This is a genomic window from Paracidovorax wautersii, from assembly GCF_031453675.1.
Lineage (GTDB): Bacteria > Pseudomonadota > Gammaproteobacteria > Burkholderiales > Burkholderiaceae_C > Paracidovorax.
In genome coordinates, this window is sequence record NZ_JAVIZX010000001.1 from 3,744,510 (window position 1) to 3,760,181 (window position 15,672).

9 protein-coding genes are annotated in these 15,672 nt (G+C 70.1%); all 9 read right to left on the minus strand.

Going from position 1 to position 15,672, the window contains the following annotated elements:
• Nucleotides 1-5: 5 nt before the first annotated feature.
• Nucleotides 6-1,562, minus strand: coding sequence for a cryptochrome/photolyase family protein (locus tag QE399_RS16855; RefSeq protein ID WP_309830495.1), 1,557 nt, complete (start codon nt 1,560-1,562; stop codon nt 6-8).
• The gene (locus QE399_RS16860) at nt 1,559-2,893 is read right to left on the minus strand and encodes a DASH family cryptochrome (RefSeq protein ID WP_309830498.1); all 1,335 of its coding nucleotides are present in this window, start codon (nt 2,891-2,893) and stop codon (nt 1,559-1,561) included. The genes QE399_RS16855 and QE399_RS16860 overlap by 4 nt, the downstream gene beginning before the upstream one ends.
• A 233-nt stretch (nt 2,894-3,126) precedes the next feature.
• Complete coding sequence (locus tag QE399_RS16865; protein ID WP_309830500.1) at nt 3,127-4,092, minus strand: patatin-like phospholipase family protein; 966 nt, start codon at nt 4,090-4,092, stop codon at nt 3,127-3,129.
• Nucleotides 4,092-6,302 carry an NAD-dependent DNA ligase LigA gene (gene ligA / locus QE399_RS16870; RefSeq protein ID WP_309830502.1) on the minus strand — a complete coding sequence of 737 codons (2,211 nt, stop codon included), beginning with the start codon at nt 6,300-6,302 and terminating at the stop codon, nt 4,092-4,094. The genes QE399_RS16865 and ligA overlap by 1 nt, the downstream gene beginning before the upstream one ends.
• Nucleotides 6,303-6,394: 92 nt before the next feature.
• On the minus strand, nt 6,395-6,922 hold the full coding sequence (locus tag QE399_RS16875) for a hypothetical protein (protein ID WP_309830504.1): 528 nt from the start codon (nt 6,920-6,922) through the stop codon (nt 6,395-6,397).
• A 10-nt stretch (nt 6,923-6,932) separates the two neighbouring features.
• Nucleotides 6,933-8,048, minus strand: coding sequence for a cell division protein FtsZ (locus QE399_RS16880; protein WP_309830506.1), 1,116 nt, complete (start codon nt 8,046-8,048; stop codon nt 6,933-6,935).
• Nucleotides 8,049-8,086: 38 nt separating this feature from the next.
• The gene (smc, locus tag QE399_RS16885) at nt 8,087-11,614 is read right to left on the minus strand and encodes a chromosome segregation protein SMC (protein ID WP_309830508.1); all 3,528 of its coding nucleotides are present in this window, start codon (nt 11,612-11,614) and stop codon (nt 8,087-8,089) included.
• Nucleotides 11,615-11,825: 211 nt separating this feature from the next.
• Nucleotides 11,826-12,161: a YnfA family protein gene (locus QE399_RS16890; RefSeq protein ID WP_309830510.1), complete on the minus strand. Its 336-nt coding sequence runs from the start codon at nt 12,159-12,161 to the stop codon at nt 11,826-11,828.
• Between the two features lie 25 nt (nt 12,162-12,186).
• Entirely contained in the window at nt 12,187-15,330 is a 3,144-nt protein-coding gene (locus QE399_RS16895) for a bifunctional diguanylate cyclase/phosphodiesterase (protein WP_309830511.1), read from the minus strand.
• Nucleotides 15,331-15,672: the final 342 nt, after the last annotated feature.

Below are 15,672 nucleotides of genomic sequence, written 5' to 3' on the forward strand. Positions count from 1 at the left end.
CTGCCTCACAGCTGGTCGAGCCGGGAGCGCACGACTGCAGCCTGCGCGCGCAGGGCATCGCGTTGCGCGTCCGGCATCTTGTGCAACTGGCGGTAGACCATGCCCAGCCGCGTGTTGCCGCCGAGGGTGCCCTCATGCCGGGCGAAGAAATCCCAGTACAGGGCGTTGTAGGGGCAGGCGCGCTCCCCCACCTTGCCCTTCTTGTCATAGTGGCAGCCGCTGCAGTAGTCGCTCATGCGGTCGATGTAGGCCGCGCTGCTCACATAGGGCTTGGTGGCCAGCAGGCCCCCGTCGGCGAACTGGCTCATGCCCACGGTGTTGGGCACCTCCACCCATTCGAAGGCGTCGATGTAGACGCCCAGGTACCAGCGGTGCACGGCCGCGGGATCGAGCCCGGCCAGCAGCGCGAAGTTGCCGATGACCATCAGCCGCTGGATGTGGTGGGCGTGGGCATGCTCCAGCGACTGCCCCACGGCATGCTGCATGCAGTGCATGCGGGTGTCGCCCGACCAGAACCATGGCGGCAGGGGCGCCGTGTGGCCCAGGGCATTGCGCTCTTCGTAGCCGGGCATGTACGCCCAGTAGATGCCGCGCACGTATTCGCGCCAGCCCAGGATCTGGCGGATGAAGCCCTCCACCGCTGCCAGCGGGGCCCGGCCTGCGTGGTAGGCCGCCTGGGCATGCTGCACCAGCTCGTGCGGGCGCAGCATCTTGGTGTTGAGCGCGAACGACAGCAGCGAGTGGAAGAGCCGCTCGCTGCGGGTGCTCATCGCGTCCTCGGACGCGCCGAAGTGCGGCAGCGTGGTGGCGATGAAATGGCTGAGCCAGGCCAGCGCTTCGGCGCGGTTCAAAGGCCAGCGCAGTTGCGCGGCCTGCGGGTTGCCGAAGCTCTGGACGCCGGCGGCCTCGATCGTGGCCCACAGGGCGCTGTGATCGTGGCTGGGCCGGGCATCCGGCGGCAGATCCGGCGTGCCGGGCCAGGGCTTGCGGTTGTCGTGGTCGTAGTTCCACTGCCCGCCTTCCGGATCGCCCGCCGCATCGATCAGCACCCGGTGGCGCTGGCGCATGCCGCGGTAGAAGTGCTCCATCAGCCACTGCTTGCGGCCCTGGAACGCGTCGGCCACCTCGGTGCGGATAGTGTAGAAATGTTCGCTGTCCACGGCCTGCACGTCGAAGGGCTGGTGGGCGGCCCAGGTGCGCAGCTGCTCGTCCAGGCGCCATTCGTCCGGGTGCTGGTACTGCAGGGTCTGCGCACCGTAGCGCGCCATCAGCGCAGCCAGATTGGCGGGGATGGATTGCCGGTTGCTCGCATCGTCGATGGCGATGTAGCGCACCCGGTGCCCGGCCGCCTTGAGCTGCCGCGCCAGGTCGCGCATGGCGGCGAAGATCGCCAGGATCTTCTGCGCATGGTGCAGCACGTAATCGGTCTCCTGCCGCACCTCCATCAGCACGTAGACGGTACCTCCGTCCTGCGTGTCGAACCAGGAATGGACGGGGTTGAGCTGGTCACCCAGCAGCAGGCGCAGCGTGTGGGCACGGCGGGGCTTGGGCGGCCGGTTCATGCGGCCGCCCACATCCGGCGGTAGCTGCCGTCGGGATCGTGCCGCTGGGCCTGCCACACGGGGTCGAAGCGCCGGCCACCGCGCGGGTCCGTGCCGCGCCCGGCGATGTAGAGCCAGTTGCCCTGGTTGCTGTAAGGGTCGTAGTCCACCAGCTGCGAAGCGAACCAGGCCGCGCCGGCACGCCAGTCGCCCCGGAGGTCATGCACCAGATAGCCCGCCGCCACCTGCCGCAGGCGGTTACTGAGGTAGCCCGTGCCGGCCAGTTCGCGCATCGCGGCATCCACCAGCGGCTCGCCCGTGCAGCCCAGGCGCCAGCGCTCGAAGGCCTGCGCATCGTGCGGCGCCAGAGGTGCCCCGCTGAGGCCGCGGGCGCGGTACAGCATGACGCCGTGCTGCAGATGGAGCAGACGGAAGTAGTCGCGCCACAGCAGCTCGAAGCCCAGCCAATACGAGCCCTCGCTGGCGCCGTGTTCCTGCTCGAACGCTTTCAGGTCAGCCCAGACCCGCCGCGGCGACAGCGCGCCCGTGGCGAGCCAGGGCGACAGCTTGGATGAGAAATCGCGCCCAGTCAGCCCATCGCGTGTGGTCTTGTAATGGTGGGGCAATCCGCGCGCCAGGTACTGCGCCAGATGCGCCAGGGCAGCGGTCTCGCCGCCACGGCAGGCAGGCGTGGCGTAGGGGAAGGACGAGCGCGGCTCCTGCCCGGCGCTGACGGACGCAGCGCCCACCACATCCGCCTCTGCATCCCGGCCGCTGCCCCGCCCCGCTCCCACGGCCTGCAGCACCGCGGCCGGCAACGGGGGCGGCGCAGGCAGCCGCGCAGGTGCAGGCAATGGTGCTGCCGGGGCGATGCCCGCGCGCTCCACGGCTTGCCGAAAGGGGGTGAACACGCCGGGCAGCCCGGCCACCGGCCAGGGCAGCGCCACCGGGTCGAGCAGGCTGCTGTGCCAGACGGCCTGCACCCGCAGGCCGGCAGCCTGGAGCGCGGCCACCTGCGCCGCCTCGTCCGGCGTGGCGACCTCCTCGCACACGACGGTGTCCGCCCCAATCGCGCGGGCCAGTGCCGGCAGGGCCTGGGCCGGTGCGGCCCGGCAGACGATCAGTGGATGGCCCAGCGCGGCCAGCTTCGCCGACAGGTCCTGCAGCGTGGCCGCCAAAAATGCCCGGCGGTGGGGCCCCACCCGCTCGAATCCCCAGGCAGTCGCCTCTGCGGCGGGCGGCAGGCAGACCACGGGCAGCAGATAGGTCGGGCCGCCGGCCAGCGCGGCCTGCAGGGCCGGCTGGTCGTGCAGGCGCAGGTCTTGGCGGAACCAGAACAGCACTGTGCTCATGCGCAGCGCCCCGGCTGCGCCGCCGATTGGCGCCCGTCAGGATGCAACGCGCAGGGGGTTGGGAAAGGTGTCTCGCTCATGCGGGGTTCGACGGCCTCGGCCGCGTTCAGGGTTGGCGCAGGACCGAACGCCCTGCCTGCCCTTCGTACGCACCCGAGGCCCGCATGGTTCACCCGCAGTGCCAAGGGCCTGCCCCTGCAGCTCAGGACCGGCGCTGGACGCGGGCGCCCGCCTCAACCCGCCATGAAGCGCTGCAGCTGCGGCAACGCCGCCTCGGCCGCGCGGCGGCCCTCGGCGATCGCGTCCTTGGCCCGGTGGAAGTCCAGCACGCCCAGGTGCGACAGACGCGGCGCCACCACGATCTCCGGCGGGTCGCCGGCCATGCGGCTGCGCGTGATGCGCACCTGCATGATGGTCACGCTGTTCATCACCACGTCCAGCACGGAGGGTATCCGGGGCGGGGGCGGATCCATCGGCGCGGGGCTGGAGCGCCAGGGTGTGAGCCGCTGCAGCCAGCCATTGCCCGTGGCGGGGGCCGGCAGTTCGGGCGGTGCCGGCTCCGGCTCGGCGCCGGGTTCCGACACGGGCTGGGCCAGGGGCGGCACCACGGCCAGCGGCCGCATGTGGCGGTGCAGGATGTCGGCGTTCAGGTCCACGCCGATGACGATGTCCGCGCCCATCGCGCGGGCCAGCGAGGTGGGCACGGGGTTGACGATGCCGCCGTCCACCAGCAGCCGCCCGTCCGTGCGCACCACGGGCGTGAACAGGCCGGGCAGCGCGATGGAGGCGCGCACCGCGTCGGCGATGGAGCCCTCCCGCAGCCAGACCTCGGCACCCGAATGCAGGTCGGTCGCCACGGCGCCGAACGGCAGGGGCGAGGCCTCGATGTCGAAGTCGGCGAAGTTGCGGCGCCAGAAGGCGATGAGCTTCTCGCCCTTGAGCATGCCGCCCGAGAGATTGAAGTCCATGAAGCCGAACACGCTGCGCATGCCCAGGGTCTGCACCCAGTCCGAGAAGCGGTCCAGTTCTCCGGCCGCATAGGCCGCGCCCACCAGCGCGCCGATGGACGAGCCGCAGACGATGTCCGGCTTGGCGCCGGCCTCATGCAGCGCCTGCAGCACGCCGATGTGGGCCCAGCCCCGCGCGGAGCCGCTGCCCAGCGCCAGGCCCAGCTTGGGAGCACGCCGCGCCAGCGCCATCAGCCGGCCTCCTTCGCGGGGCCATCGGCCAGTAGCGCACGCAGGCCGTCTTCATCGAGCACCGTGATGCCCAGCTCCTGCGCCTTGGTGAGCTTGCTGCCGGCCTCGGCGCCTGCCACCACGTAATGGGTCTTCTTGCTGACCGAGCCGGCCACCTTGGCGCCGGCCGCCTCCAGCAGATCCTTGGCCTCGTCGCGGCTCAGGGTGGGCAGCGTACCGGTGATGACCACGGTGAGGCCGGCCAGCGGCAGCGTGGCGCGCTCCGCCGGAGCGCCCTCTTCCCAGGTCACGCCGCAGGCGCGCAGCTGCTCGACCACCTCGCGGTTGTGCGGCTGGGCGAAGAAGGTGTGGATCGCCTCGGCCACGATGGGGCCGACGTCGTTCACTTCCAGCAGCTGCTCCACGCTCGCGCCCATGATGGCGTCCAGGCTGCCGAAGTGGCGAGCCAGGTCCTTGGCCGTGGCCTCGCCCACGTGCCGGATGCCCAGACCGAACAGAAAGCGCGGCAGCGTCGTCTGCTTGGACTTGTCCAGCGCGGCCAACACGTTCTGCGCGGACTTCTCCGCCATGCGGTCGAGTGCGGCCAGTGACGTGAGGCCCAGCCGGTACAGGTCGGGCAGCGTGCGGATGACGTTGCCTTCCACCAGCTGGTCCACCAGCTTGTCGCCCAGGCCCTCGATGTCCATCGCCCGGCGCGCGGCGAAGTGCAGGATGGCCTCCTTGCGCTGCGCGGCGCAGAACAGGCCGCCCGAGCAGCGGTGGTTCATCTCGCCCGGCTCGCGCACCACGGCGCTGCCGCAGATGGGGCACTGGCGTGGCATGCGGAAGTTGGGCACATACGGTTGACGCGGCGCGGCGCGCGTGGCGTCTGGCACCGTTCCATCGGCAGCGGCGGCTTCATCGACCAACGCATCAGAGCCAGCCAACTCCTTGGCTACCGGAACCAGGGCGGCAGGCACGGCGCCCACCACCTCGGGAATCACGTCCCCCGCGCGGCGCACGATGACCTGATCGCCCACGCGCACGCCCTTCTTGCGGATCTCGAACAGGTTGTGCAGCGTGGCGTTGGTGACGGTGACGCCGCCCACGAACACGGGCGCCAGCCGCGCCACGGGCGTGAGCTTGCCGGTGCGGCCCACCTGCACGTCGATGCCCTCCACGCGGGTGACCATCTCCTGCGCCGGGTACTTGTGCGCCACGGCCCAGCGCGGCTCGCGGGTGACGAAGCCCAGCTGCCGCTGCAGCGCCAGGCTGTTGACCTTGTAGACCACGCCGTCGATGTCGTAGGGTAGCTGGTCGCGGGAGGCGCCCACCTCTTGGTGGAATGCTACCAATTCTGCAGCACCCTGCACAGTCCGTACCTGGGCTGCAACCGGAAAACCCCATGCCTTCAGCTGCTGCAGCATGGCGTAGTGCGTGGCGAAATCCGGGCCGCCCTCCGCCGCCGGCGTGATGTCGCCCAGCCCGTAGGCGAAGAAGCTCAGGGGCCGCTGGGCGGCAATGCCCGAGTCGAGCTGCCGCACCGCTCCGGCCGCCGCATTGCGCGGGTTCACGAAGGTCTTGCCGCCGGCCTCGCGCTGACGCTCGTTGAGCGCATCGAAGTCCGCCCGGCGCATGTAGACCTCGCCGCGCACCTCCAGCACCGGCGGCACGCCGTGCTTCTTGCCGGTGGGCAGCGTGAGCGGGATCTGCCGGATGGTGCGGATGTTGTGCGTCACGTCCTCACCCACCTCGCCGTCGCCGCGCGTGGCGGCCTGCACCAGGCGGCCGTTCTCGTAGCGCAGGCTCATGGCCAGGCCGTCGAACTTGGGCTCGGCCACGTACTCGACGGGCGGGGCATCGGCGGGGAGCTTCAGTTCGCGGCGCACGCGGGCATCGAAGGTCTCGGCGCCGGTCGCCTCGGTGTCCGTCTCGGTGCGGATGCTGAGCATGGGCACCTGGTGGCGCACCGGCGTCAGCCCTTCCATGACGGCGCCGATCACGCGCTGCGTGGGCGAATCGGGTGTGACGAGATCGGGGTGTGCGGCCTCCAACGCCTGCAGTTGCTGGAACACGCGGTCGTATTCCGCATCGGGCACGGTGGGCGCATCCAGCACGTAGTACTGGTGCGCCCAGGCATTGAGCTGCGCGCGCAGTTCTTCGATTTTGATAGCTGCCTGCGCTTGCCCATCCTGCGCTGGAGCCGAAAAAAGGTCTAAGTTATCGGCCATGGCCTGCGGTCCTTGCGCCGCCGGCCCAAGCGTCGGCGGCGTTCATCATGTCATCAGGCAGCCCGCCAAGCAGGCCGGGCTGCGGCAGTGGATCAGTAGTCGTCGCCCCGGATCGAGGCAAACGCCGTGGGCGGCTCTTTCACGGTGACGGGGACGCGCGCCGGCATCTGGCGCTGCACAAAGTCGACGATGCGCTCGTCGTGGCGCCCGTAGCTCACCTGAAAGCGCACGGGCTCCCCGTGGCGCCGCTCGAAGACGAAGTGGCGGCGGAAGGCATCGCCCAGCACATTCAAGGCCTTCACCTCGCGCAGGTTCACCTCCACCTGCTGCGGCATCAGCCGGGAAGGCAGTGCGAAGAAGGCATTGCCATCGTGGATGCGCACCACCGGCCTGCCCCGTGGGCCAAACCTGCGGTTGTCGGCCCATTCGCGCCAGCCCAGCCAGGCGGCGATGGCCAGATAGACCACTCCCATGCCGTAGAGCTGCCCGAAGGCGATCACGCCCACGCCGGCCACTGCCAGCACGGTGGACTTGATCACGGCCAGACGGCGCTGGCCCGCCCGGTACAGGGCGCCGTCGTGCGCCACCAGCGGCGGCATAAAAAAGTCGCGCAATGCCATGCCGCGCTCCTCAGCTGAACACGCGCCGCGCCAGCGCGGAGCCCGCCGACAGTTCGCGGCTGTCCAGCTTGTCGTAGAGCAGTTCCAGATCGGCGGCGATCGGGTCCATCGTCATGGCCGGCAGCGGCGTGCCGTTCTGGTCGCAGAGCACGCCATCCATGGCCTGGCCCAGCGCCGCGGCCACGTCCCGCAGCTGCTGGAAGGGCTGTTCGGTACGGTACACCTGCGCCACGTCCAGGCTGAGCGTGATGTCGCGGATGGCCGACTGCTCAGGATCGTCCGACAGCGCGGCCTGGGTGTCGTAGGCCAGGGTCAGCACAGGCGGCAGGCCCGGGCCGCTGGCCGCCGGCAGCACCAGGCGGCCAGGGATGGCACCGGGCGTGAAACCCTGGCGCACCGCGTTCTGCTGGACGTAGCCGGGGCTCCAGGCGGCATGGCGGGCGCGCAGCACGAAGTTCAGTTGCGCATCGTGTTCGCTGGCGAACTGGTCCAGCTCCCGGGCGCGGGCCACTTCGTGCAGCATCTCGGGAAAGTCGGCAGCGGCGTTGATGGCGTCGGCAAAGCCCTGGGCCTTGACGACGAATTCGGAGAACTCGATCTCATTGAGCGCTCCCACGCGGTTGGCCAGCTGCACGCCGGCCTGGAAGTGGGTGTAGCGCTGGCCCGGCACGGGCGTCTCCCATTGCTGGCTGGCGTCGTTGAAGCCCTCGATGGCGAAGGGCTTGCTCCCGGCGCGCCGCGTGGGCGGCAGCGCGGCCAAGGCGGCGTCGCCCGAGACCTGCTGCTCGGCCACCAGGGGCGCGATGGCATCGATGAGCGGGTCCAGCCCACCGCGGCGCTCGGCCGGCGGCACGGGCAGCCGCAGCGCATCGTCCAGGTCCACCGCATGGCCGTCGAGCGACGGCTCCGCCTCGCCCCGCTCCTGCATCGCGCTGCCCTCGGGGAGCGGCCCGCCTCCTGCGTCGAAGGCCGGCTCCTGGCGCAGCGTGGGCTCGGCCGAGGCATCGGCCTCGTCCGGACGCGCCCGCTTGGGCGCATTGCGATGGGTGGACCAGGCGTTGTAGGCGACGATCACCGCCAGCACGACGCCGCCCGCGATGATGAGACCGAGTTGGAAGTTGCTCATGGGATCGGAAGGTGTGGATGCGTTGGAGGAGAGACCGCTCAGGTATCGGCCATCGACAGGGCGGACTCCATGTCCACCGCCACGATGCGCGATACGCCCTGCTCCTGCATGGTCACACCGATGAGTTGTTCCGCCATTTCCATGGCGATCTTGTTGTGGCTGATGAAAAGGAACTGCGTGCCGCTGCTCATGCTGGCCACCAGCTTGGCATAGCGTTCGGTGTTGGCGTCGTCCAGCGGCGCATCCACCTCGTCCAGCAGGCAGAACGGCGCGGGGTTGAGCTGGAAGATGGCGAACACCAGGGCGATGGCCGTGAGCGCCTTCTCGCCGCCCGACAGCAGGTGGATGGTCTGGTTCTTCTTGCCCGGCGGCTGCGCCATCACCTGCACGCCGGAGTCGAGGATCTCGTCGCCCGTCATGATGAGGCGCGCCTGCCCGCCGCCGAACAGTTCGGGGAACATGCGGCCGAAATGGCCGTTCACCGTGTCGAAGGTGCCCGACAGCAGGGTGCGCGTTTCGGCGTCGATCTTGCGGATGGCGTCTTCCAGCGTGGTCATGGCCTCGGTCAGGTCGGCCATCTGGGCATCGAGGAAGGTCTTGCGCTCGCGTGCCAGGTTCAGCTCGTCGAGCGCGGCCAGGTTCACGGCGCCCAGGGCGGCGATCTCGCGGTGCAGGCGGTCGATCTCGCCCTGCAGGCCGCCGATGCGCACATTGCCTTCGGCGATGGACTGGGCCACGGCCGCCAGATCGGCCTGGGCATCTGCGAGCAAGGTGGTGTACTGCTCCAGGCCCAGGCGCGCGGCCTGCTCCTTGAGCTGGAATTCGGTGATGCGGGCGCGCAGCGGATCAAGCGCGCGCTCCAGCTGCATGCGGCGCTCGTCGCTCGCCCGCAGCTTGGCCGTGAGGTCGTCGTACTCGCTGCGCTGGGCGCCGAGCGCCTTCTCGCGCTCCATCTTCAGCTCCAGCGCCTGCTGCAGCCCGCCCTGCGCGGCCGCGGCGGACAAGCGCCCCATTTCCTCGCGCGCCCTCTCCTGCTCGTCGGCCAGGGCCGTGGCCTGCTGGCGCGCGGTGTCGATGGTGCGGGCCAGTTCGCCCCGGCGCGCCTCCAGGCTGCGCTGCGAGAACGTCGCCTCCTGCGCCTGGCGCTCCAGCGCGCGCTGCTGCTCGCGGCATTCGGCCAGCTTGCGCTCGGCGCCGATCACGTGCTCGTCCAGCTGGGCGTGGCGCTCCTGGCTGTCGGCCAGCTGCATGTCCAGCTTCTCGAAGCGCGCTTCGGCGCCCACGCGCCGCTCCTGCAGATCGGACAGCTGGGCCTCGACCTCGGCCAGATCGGCGCCGATCTGCTCACTGCGGGCCCGGGTCTGCTCGGCCAGCTGCGTCAGGCGCAAAGTCTCCACCTGCAGTTCGTGGGCGCGGCCCTGCGCATCGGTCGCCTCGCGGCGGGCGGCCACCAGGCGCTGCGAGGCGTCGGCATAGGCCGCCTCGGCGCGCACCAGGGCCGTGCGGGACTCTTCGGCGATGAGGTGCTGGGCGCGCAGCTCCTTCTCCAGGTGTTCGATCTCCTGCGCCCGCGCCAGCAGGCCGGACTGCTCGGAATCCTGGGCGTAGAAGCTCACGCCGTGGGGACTGACCGCATGGCCGCTGGCCACATAGACCACCTGGCCGGGCTGCAACTGGGCACGCAGCGCCAGGGCCTCTTCCAGCGAGGCGGCCGTGAAGCAACCGTGCAGCCAGTCGACCAGCACGGCGCGCAGACCGGCATCCTGCAGGCGCAGCAGGTCGGACAGGCGCGGCAGCGCGGTGCTGCCGCCTTCCGGCGTGCCGGCCGGCGGCGGGCTGTAGAAGGCCAGGCGCGACGGCGGCGCGTCGTTGCCGCCGGCCCCCAGGAAGCCGCGCACCATGTCCAGACGGCCGACTTCCAGCGCGCCCATGCGTTCGCGCAGGGCGGCCTCCAGCGCGCTTTCCCAGCCGGGCTCGATGTGGATGCGGCTCCACAGGCCTTGCAGTCCGTCCAGCCCATGCTTGGCCAGCCAGGGTTGCAGCTTGCCATCCGTCTTGACCTTCTCCTGCAGCGCCTTGAGCGCCTCCAGGCGGGCGGACAGCTCTGCCTGGCGCGCGCTCTCGGCATTCACCGCCTGCTGCCGCGTGCGCCGGTCGTCGTCCAGCTGCGGCACGGATTCCTGCAGCTCCGCCAGACGGGCCTCGGCGGTTTCGGCAATCTCCTGCGCCTCGGCCAGCTGTTCGCGCAGGCCGTCCAGGCGCGCTTCATCGGGCGCCGCCAGCGCGTTGCGGTCGGTGCGCAGGCGCTCGTAGCGCACATCCAGCGCACGGCTTTGTTCGTCGATGCTACGCTGCTCGGCGGCCAGCACCTGGATCTGCTGCTGCACCTGTACCACCGTGCCGCGTTGGGTGTTGGCCTCGTGCTGGGCGCGGCGCAGGGCTTCTTCCAGATCGGGCATCTGCTGGGCCTGCTCCTCCACCTGGGCGGCCAGCAATTCGGCGCGTTCCTCGGCGTCCACGCCGGTGGCGGCCAGGTTCTCCATCTCGGTCTCGGCCTCTTCCTTGCGGGCGGACCACTGGGCGATCTGCTCGGCCAGCTGGGCCAGGCGGGTCTCCACACGCTGGCGGCCTTCGACCACGTAGCGGATCTCGGCCTCCAGCTTGCCCACTTCCGCGGTCGCCTCATAGAGCCGGCCCTGGGCCTGGTTGACCAGATCGCCCGCGGCGTAGTGGGCCTGGCGGATGGTTTCCAAATCGGACTCCACCGCGCGCAGGTCGGCCATGCGCGACTCGAGATCGTTGACGGCCTGCAGTCCCTCGGTGCGCACGCGGGCCTGCTCGGCCTCGGCGTCGGTCCGCTTGAGGAACCACAGCTGGTGCTGCCGGAGCGTGACGTCGGCCTGCAGCGCGTTGTACTTGGCGGCCACCTCGGCCTGCTTTTCCAGACGCTCCAGGTTGGCGTTGAGTTCGCGCAGGATGTCTTCCACGCGCGTCAGGTTCTCGGCCGTGCCGGACAGGCGGTTCTCGGTCTCGCGCCGGCGCTCCTTGTACTTCGAGACGCCCGCGGCCTCCTCCAGGAACAGGCGCAGTTCCTCGGGACGCGATTCGATGATGCGGCTGATGGTGCCCTGGCCGATGATGGCGTAGGCGCGCGGGCCCAGCCCGGTGCCCAGGAACACGTCCTGCACATCGCGGCGGCGCACCGGCTGGTTGTTGATGAAGTAGCTGCTGTTGCCTTCGCGCGTGAGCACGCGCTTGACGGCGATCTCGCCGTACTGGCTCCACTGGCCGCCCGCGCGGTGGTCCGCGTTGTCGAAGACCAGTTCCACGCTCGCACGGCTGGCCTGCTTGCGGCTGGTGGTGCCGCTGAAGATCACGTCCTGCATGGACTCGCCGCGCAGTTCGCTGGCCTTGCTCTCCCCCAGCACCCAGCGCACGGCGTCCATGATGTTGGACTTGCCGCAGCCGTTCGGACCCACCACGCCCACCAGTTGGCCTGGCAGCATGAAGTTGGTGGGCTCGGCGAACGATTTGAAGCCGGCGAGTTTGATGGAGTTGAGACGCACGGGTCAGCGATGGGCGAAGAAAAGCGTGGCGCTAGGGAAGTCCTGATGTCGGTCGTGCGGCACGCGGGCTACGGGCCCGCAGCGCACGTGGCAGGTGGGGATGATACCGTGGCGCCGCCCGCCTTCCGCTGCCAGCACGGCGCAGGGGCATATGGAGCCAAATCAGCCTCTAGCGCTTGCTGTACTTGCGCAAGCAGCTATCGAAACCATATCACCCCGCGCTGCGTGGCGCGAAGGCGATGATGGCCATGCCGGCCAGCGTGACCCCCACGCCCACCACGTCCCACAACCCGGGCCGGATGCCGTCCACCAACCACAGCCAGGCCAGGGCCACCGCCACATACACGCCACCGTAGGCGGCATACACCCGGCCGGCAGCCGCCGGATGCAGCGTGAGCAGCCAGGCGAAGAGCGCCAGGCTGGCCGCCGCCGGCACCAGCAGCCAGGCGCTGCGGTCCTGCCGCAGCCACAGCCACGGCAGGTAGCAGCCGACGATCTCGGCCACGGCGGTCACCAGGTACAGGGCGAGGGTCTTGAGTCCAGGCATGGGCAAACGGGTCCATCGCGGCGCGTCAGGCCGTGGCGGCGCCGGCGCGTTCGGCCACGAGCGCCTCGAAGGCCGGTGCCACGAGCGGCGGACTCAGCAGATAGCCCTGCCACGCATGGCAATGGTTGCGCTCCAGGAAGGCGCGCTGGGCTTCGGTTTCCACCCCCTCGGCGATCACGCGCAGGCCCAGGCTGGTGCCCAGGCCGACGATGGTGCGGGCGATGGCGGCGTCGTTGGGGTCGGTGAGCACATCGCGCACGAAACTCTGGTCGATCTTGAGCTCGTCCAGCGGCAGCCGCTTGAGGTAGGCCAGCGAGGAATAGCCGGTCCCGAAATCATCGAGCGAAAAACCGACGCCGTAGGCGCGCAGCTGGGCCATCTTGGCGATGGTGTCTTCCACGTCCTGCAGCAGCAGGCCCTCGGTCAGCTCCAGCTTGAGGCGCCGGCCGTCCGCGCCCGTGCTGGCCAGCGCCGCCAGGACCTGGGCGACGAAGCCGCTCTGGTGGAACTGGCGCGGGCTGACGTTCACGGCCAGGCCCAGCGTTGCCAGGCCGGGCTGGTGGGCCCACTGGGCGAGCCGCTCGCAGGCGGTGTGCAGCACCCATTCCCCCAGCGGCAGGATGAGTCCGCAGTCCTCGGCCAGTGGAATGAACTCGGCCGGGGAGACGAAGCCCTTGAGCGGATGGCGCCAGCGCAGCAGCGCCTCGGCCCCGGTGATGCGGCCCTGCACCACCTGCGGCTGGTAGAACAACTCGAACTGTCCCTGGGCCAGGCCCGCCCGCATGTCGGACTCCAGCGCCGCGCGGGCCTCCACCAGCGCCTGCATCTGCGGATCGTAGAACTGCAGGGTGTTGCGGCCCGCGGCCTTGGCCTGGTACATGGCCAGCTCGCCGCGCTTGAGCAGCTCTTCGGCCGACTCGCGCTGGCCCTGGAAGATGGCGATGCCCATGCTGAGCGTGCTGTGGTGCGCCTCGCCGTCGAGCACGAAAGGCTCGCGCAGCGCCGCCAAGATGCGCTGGCCCGCCTCTTCCGCCCGCGCGCCGGCTTCCTGCGGGGTGTCGTCCAGATCCTCCAGCACCACCACGAACTCGTCGCCGCCATGGCGGGCGACGGTGTCCTGGCCCTGCAGGCAGCCGCGCAGGCGCAGCGCCACCTCGCGCAGCAAGGCATCGCCGCGGTCCAGCCCGCGGGTCTCGTTCAGGGTCTTGAAGTTGTCCAGGTCCAGCATCAGCACCGCGCCGCAGCGCTGGCGCCGGGCGCTCACGGCCAGGGCTTGCTGCAGCCGGTCGAGCAGCAGGCGGCGGTTGGGCAGCCGGGTGAGCGGGTCGTAGTACGCCAGGGAATGGATTTCCTGCTCCGCGGCCTTGCGCTGGCTCAGATCCACCATGGTCACCAGGTGGTCCTCGCCGAGCATCACGCCCGAGACCTCCACGGTGCGGATCTGTCCATCGCGCCCGGTGAGCATGTATTCGCCGGGCGCGATGGAGCCGTCGCCTTCCTGCGCGGCCGTGCGGGCGCGCTGCCACTCGCCGCGCGCGACGGCACGGCGGTCCGGGTCCGGGAAGGCCAGGCGCCACCAGCTGTCGGCATTGGGCGCGACGTCTTCCCCGTAGCCGCAGATCTGAAGGTAGCGTTCGTTGCGGAAGCTGATGGTGCCGTCCTTCTGAACGAGGCACACCCCGACCGGCATGCGCAGCAGGATGCCGCGCAGGCGCTGCTCGCTGGTGCGCAGGGCCTCCGCCATCTCCTTGCGGGCCGTGATGTCCTGCACCACTGCGATGTGGAACTCGGAGCCGCCGCCCGGCATGCGCATGGGCGACACCGTGAGCTCTGCCCAGACGACATGGCCGTCCCGGTGCAGATAGCGCTTCTCCATGTGGAACTCGGGAATCTCGCCGCTCGCCAGGCGCCGCGTAAGGTCGAGATCGGCCCCTAGGTCGTCGGGATGCGTCAGGTCCTGAAAGCGCATGCGCTGCAGTTCCTCGACGCTGTAGCCCATCAGCTGGCTGAATTTCTCGTTGACGCGCACCAGCTGGCCCGTGTCGGTCCGGGTCTGCGCCACGCCGACGGCGGCCTGGCGGAACACGGTGCGAAAGCGCTCCTCGCTGTCCTGCAGCGCGCCGCCCGCCACGCGGACGTCGTTCAGCGCCTGGGCCCGGCGCAGCACCAGCAGCGTCACCAGGGCGGTGAGCAGTGCCGTCACCACCAGCCCGCCCAGCGCCAGCAACCAGGGCAGCTGACGCTCGGAGGACGACAGGAAGTCCGACAGCGGCTGGAAGCTCAGGCGCCAGCGGCGGCCGCCGGCGTCGATCTCGCTGTCCAGGCGCGCGGACGAATACACCGTGCCGGTGTCGCGCGGCAGCAGCGTGCTCGGCGTGGCCGCGGGGGCGTCGACGGAACCCAGATCCTCCAGGCTCAGGGCCACGCCCTTGAGATAGCCTTCTTCGCGCAGCGAGCCGACCATGTCGTGGGCGCGGATGGTCGCCCCCACCGCGCCGATGAAGCGCGGCGCGCCGCCGGGCGTGTCGATGAACACCGGAACGCGGATATTGAACCCCGTGCGGTGCTCCCGCTCCTGCACCAGGTCGAAGGGTGCGGACATGGCGATCCGGCGCGTGTCCCGGGCGCGCTGCAGCGACTCCAGATTGGCGGGCTGCGAAACGATATCCAGGCCCAGCACCCCGTCGTTGCCGGTACGGGGCCAGAGATAGTCCACCACGTAATGCTCGGGCCGGTCGCCAGCCGGGTGGATCGCGAAGTCAGGGTACAGCCGGCCGTCTGCCGAGGCATCGGTGCGCGCCCGCGCCTCGAAGGCGGCCTTGGCCGACGCGGGCACATAGCGTGTGAACGCCACGTTGCGCACGCTGCCGCGGTAGCGGGTCAAGTCGAGGTCACGCGCCACGCGCTCGAAATCGCGCCGGTTCAGGTCCGGATTGATGGTGAAGAGGTTGGCCAGGCCCGTCAGCAGCTCGGTATGGGCGCCGAGCCGCAGCTGCAGCGCATCGGAGAAGGACCGCGCCTCCTGCGTGAACCGCACCTGCGCCATGGCGGAGACGGAAGTGGACTGCTGATGCCACAGCGCATAGGTGGCGGCCAGGCCCGCCAGCGCAACGATCACGCCCGGCATCCAGTGCCAGAACGATGGGCGCGGCGTAGAAGAAACCGTCATTGCGGGGAGTCAGGCCTTGGCGAGAACCAGCGCCTTACCTACCACGCGGGGCACCGGGAATTCAAAGAAGGGTCCAAGGATAGCGGCAATTGCAGAAGGGCCAGGGCAAATACCGCAGCCTGGAAAGAAAAAGAAAACAATGGAACTGCAGGCCGCGATAAGCGTTGCCTTCTTGCTATTGGAATGAGAGCAACGCCAGGCAGCGTACTCACAGGCCCGGACCGGCAGCAGGCGGAGTACCCGCTGCAAGCGCCGCAACGGCAAGCCCGCCGCGGATGGGCTATCGTCACGTGCTCGTCGGATGGTGATCGCCCAAGCCCCCCTTAGGTGACCCACGGAGCC

Excerpts from the sequence above, each read along its gene's own strand:
- QE399_RS16855 (WP_309830495.1), bottom strand. The coding sequence starts at position 1,562 with ATGAACCGGCCGCCCAAGCCCCGCCGTGCCCACACGCTGCGCCTGCTG.
- QE399_RS16860 (WP_309830498.1), bottom strand. The coding sequence starts at position 2,893 with ATGAGCACAGTGCTGTTCTGGTTCCGCCAAGACCTGCGCCTGCACGAC.
- QE399_RS16865 (WP_309830500.1), bottom strand. The coding sequence starts at position 4,092 with ATGGCGCTGGCGCGGCGTGCTCCCAAGCTGGGCCTGGCGCTGGGCAGC.
- ligA (WP_309830502.1), bottom strand. The coding sequence starts at position 6,302 with ATGGCCGATAACTTAGACCTTTTTTCGGCTCCAGCGCAGGATGGGCAA.
- QE399_RS16875 (WP_309830504.1), bottom strand. The coding sequence starts at position 6,922 with ATGGCATTGCGCGACTTTTTTATGCCGCCGCTGGTGGCGCACGACGGC.
- QE399_RS16880 (WP_309830506.1), bottom strand. The coding sequence starts at position 8,048 with ATGAGCAACTTCCAACTCGGTCTCATCATCGCGGGCGGCGTCGTGCTG.
- QE399_RS16890 (WP_309830510.1), bottom strand. The coding sequence starts at position 12,161 with ATGCCTGGACTCAAGACCCTCGCCCTGTACCTGGTGACCGCCGTGGCC.
- QE399_RS16895 (WP_309830511.1), bottom strand. The coding sequence starts at position 15,330 with ATGACGGTTTCTTCTACGCCGCGCCCATCGTTCTGGCACTGGATGCCG.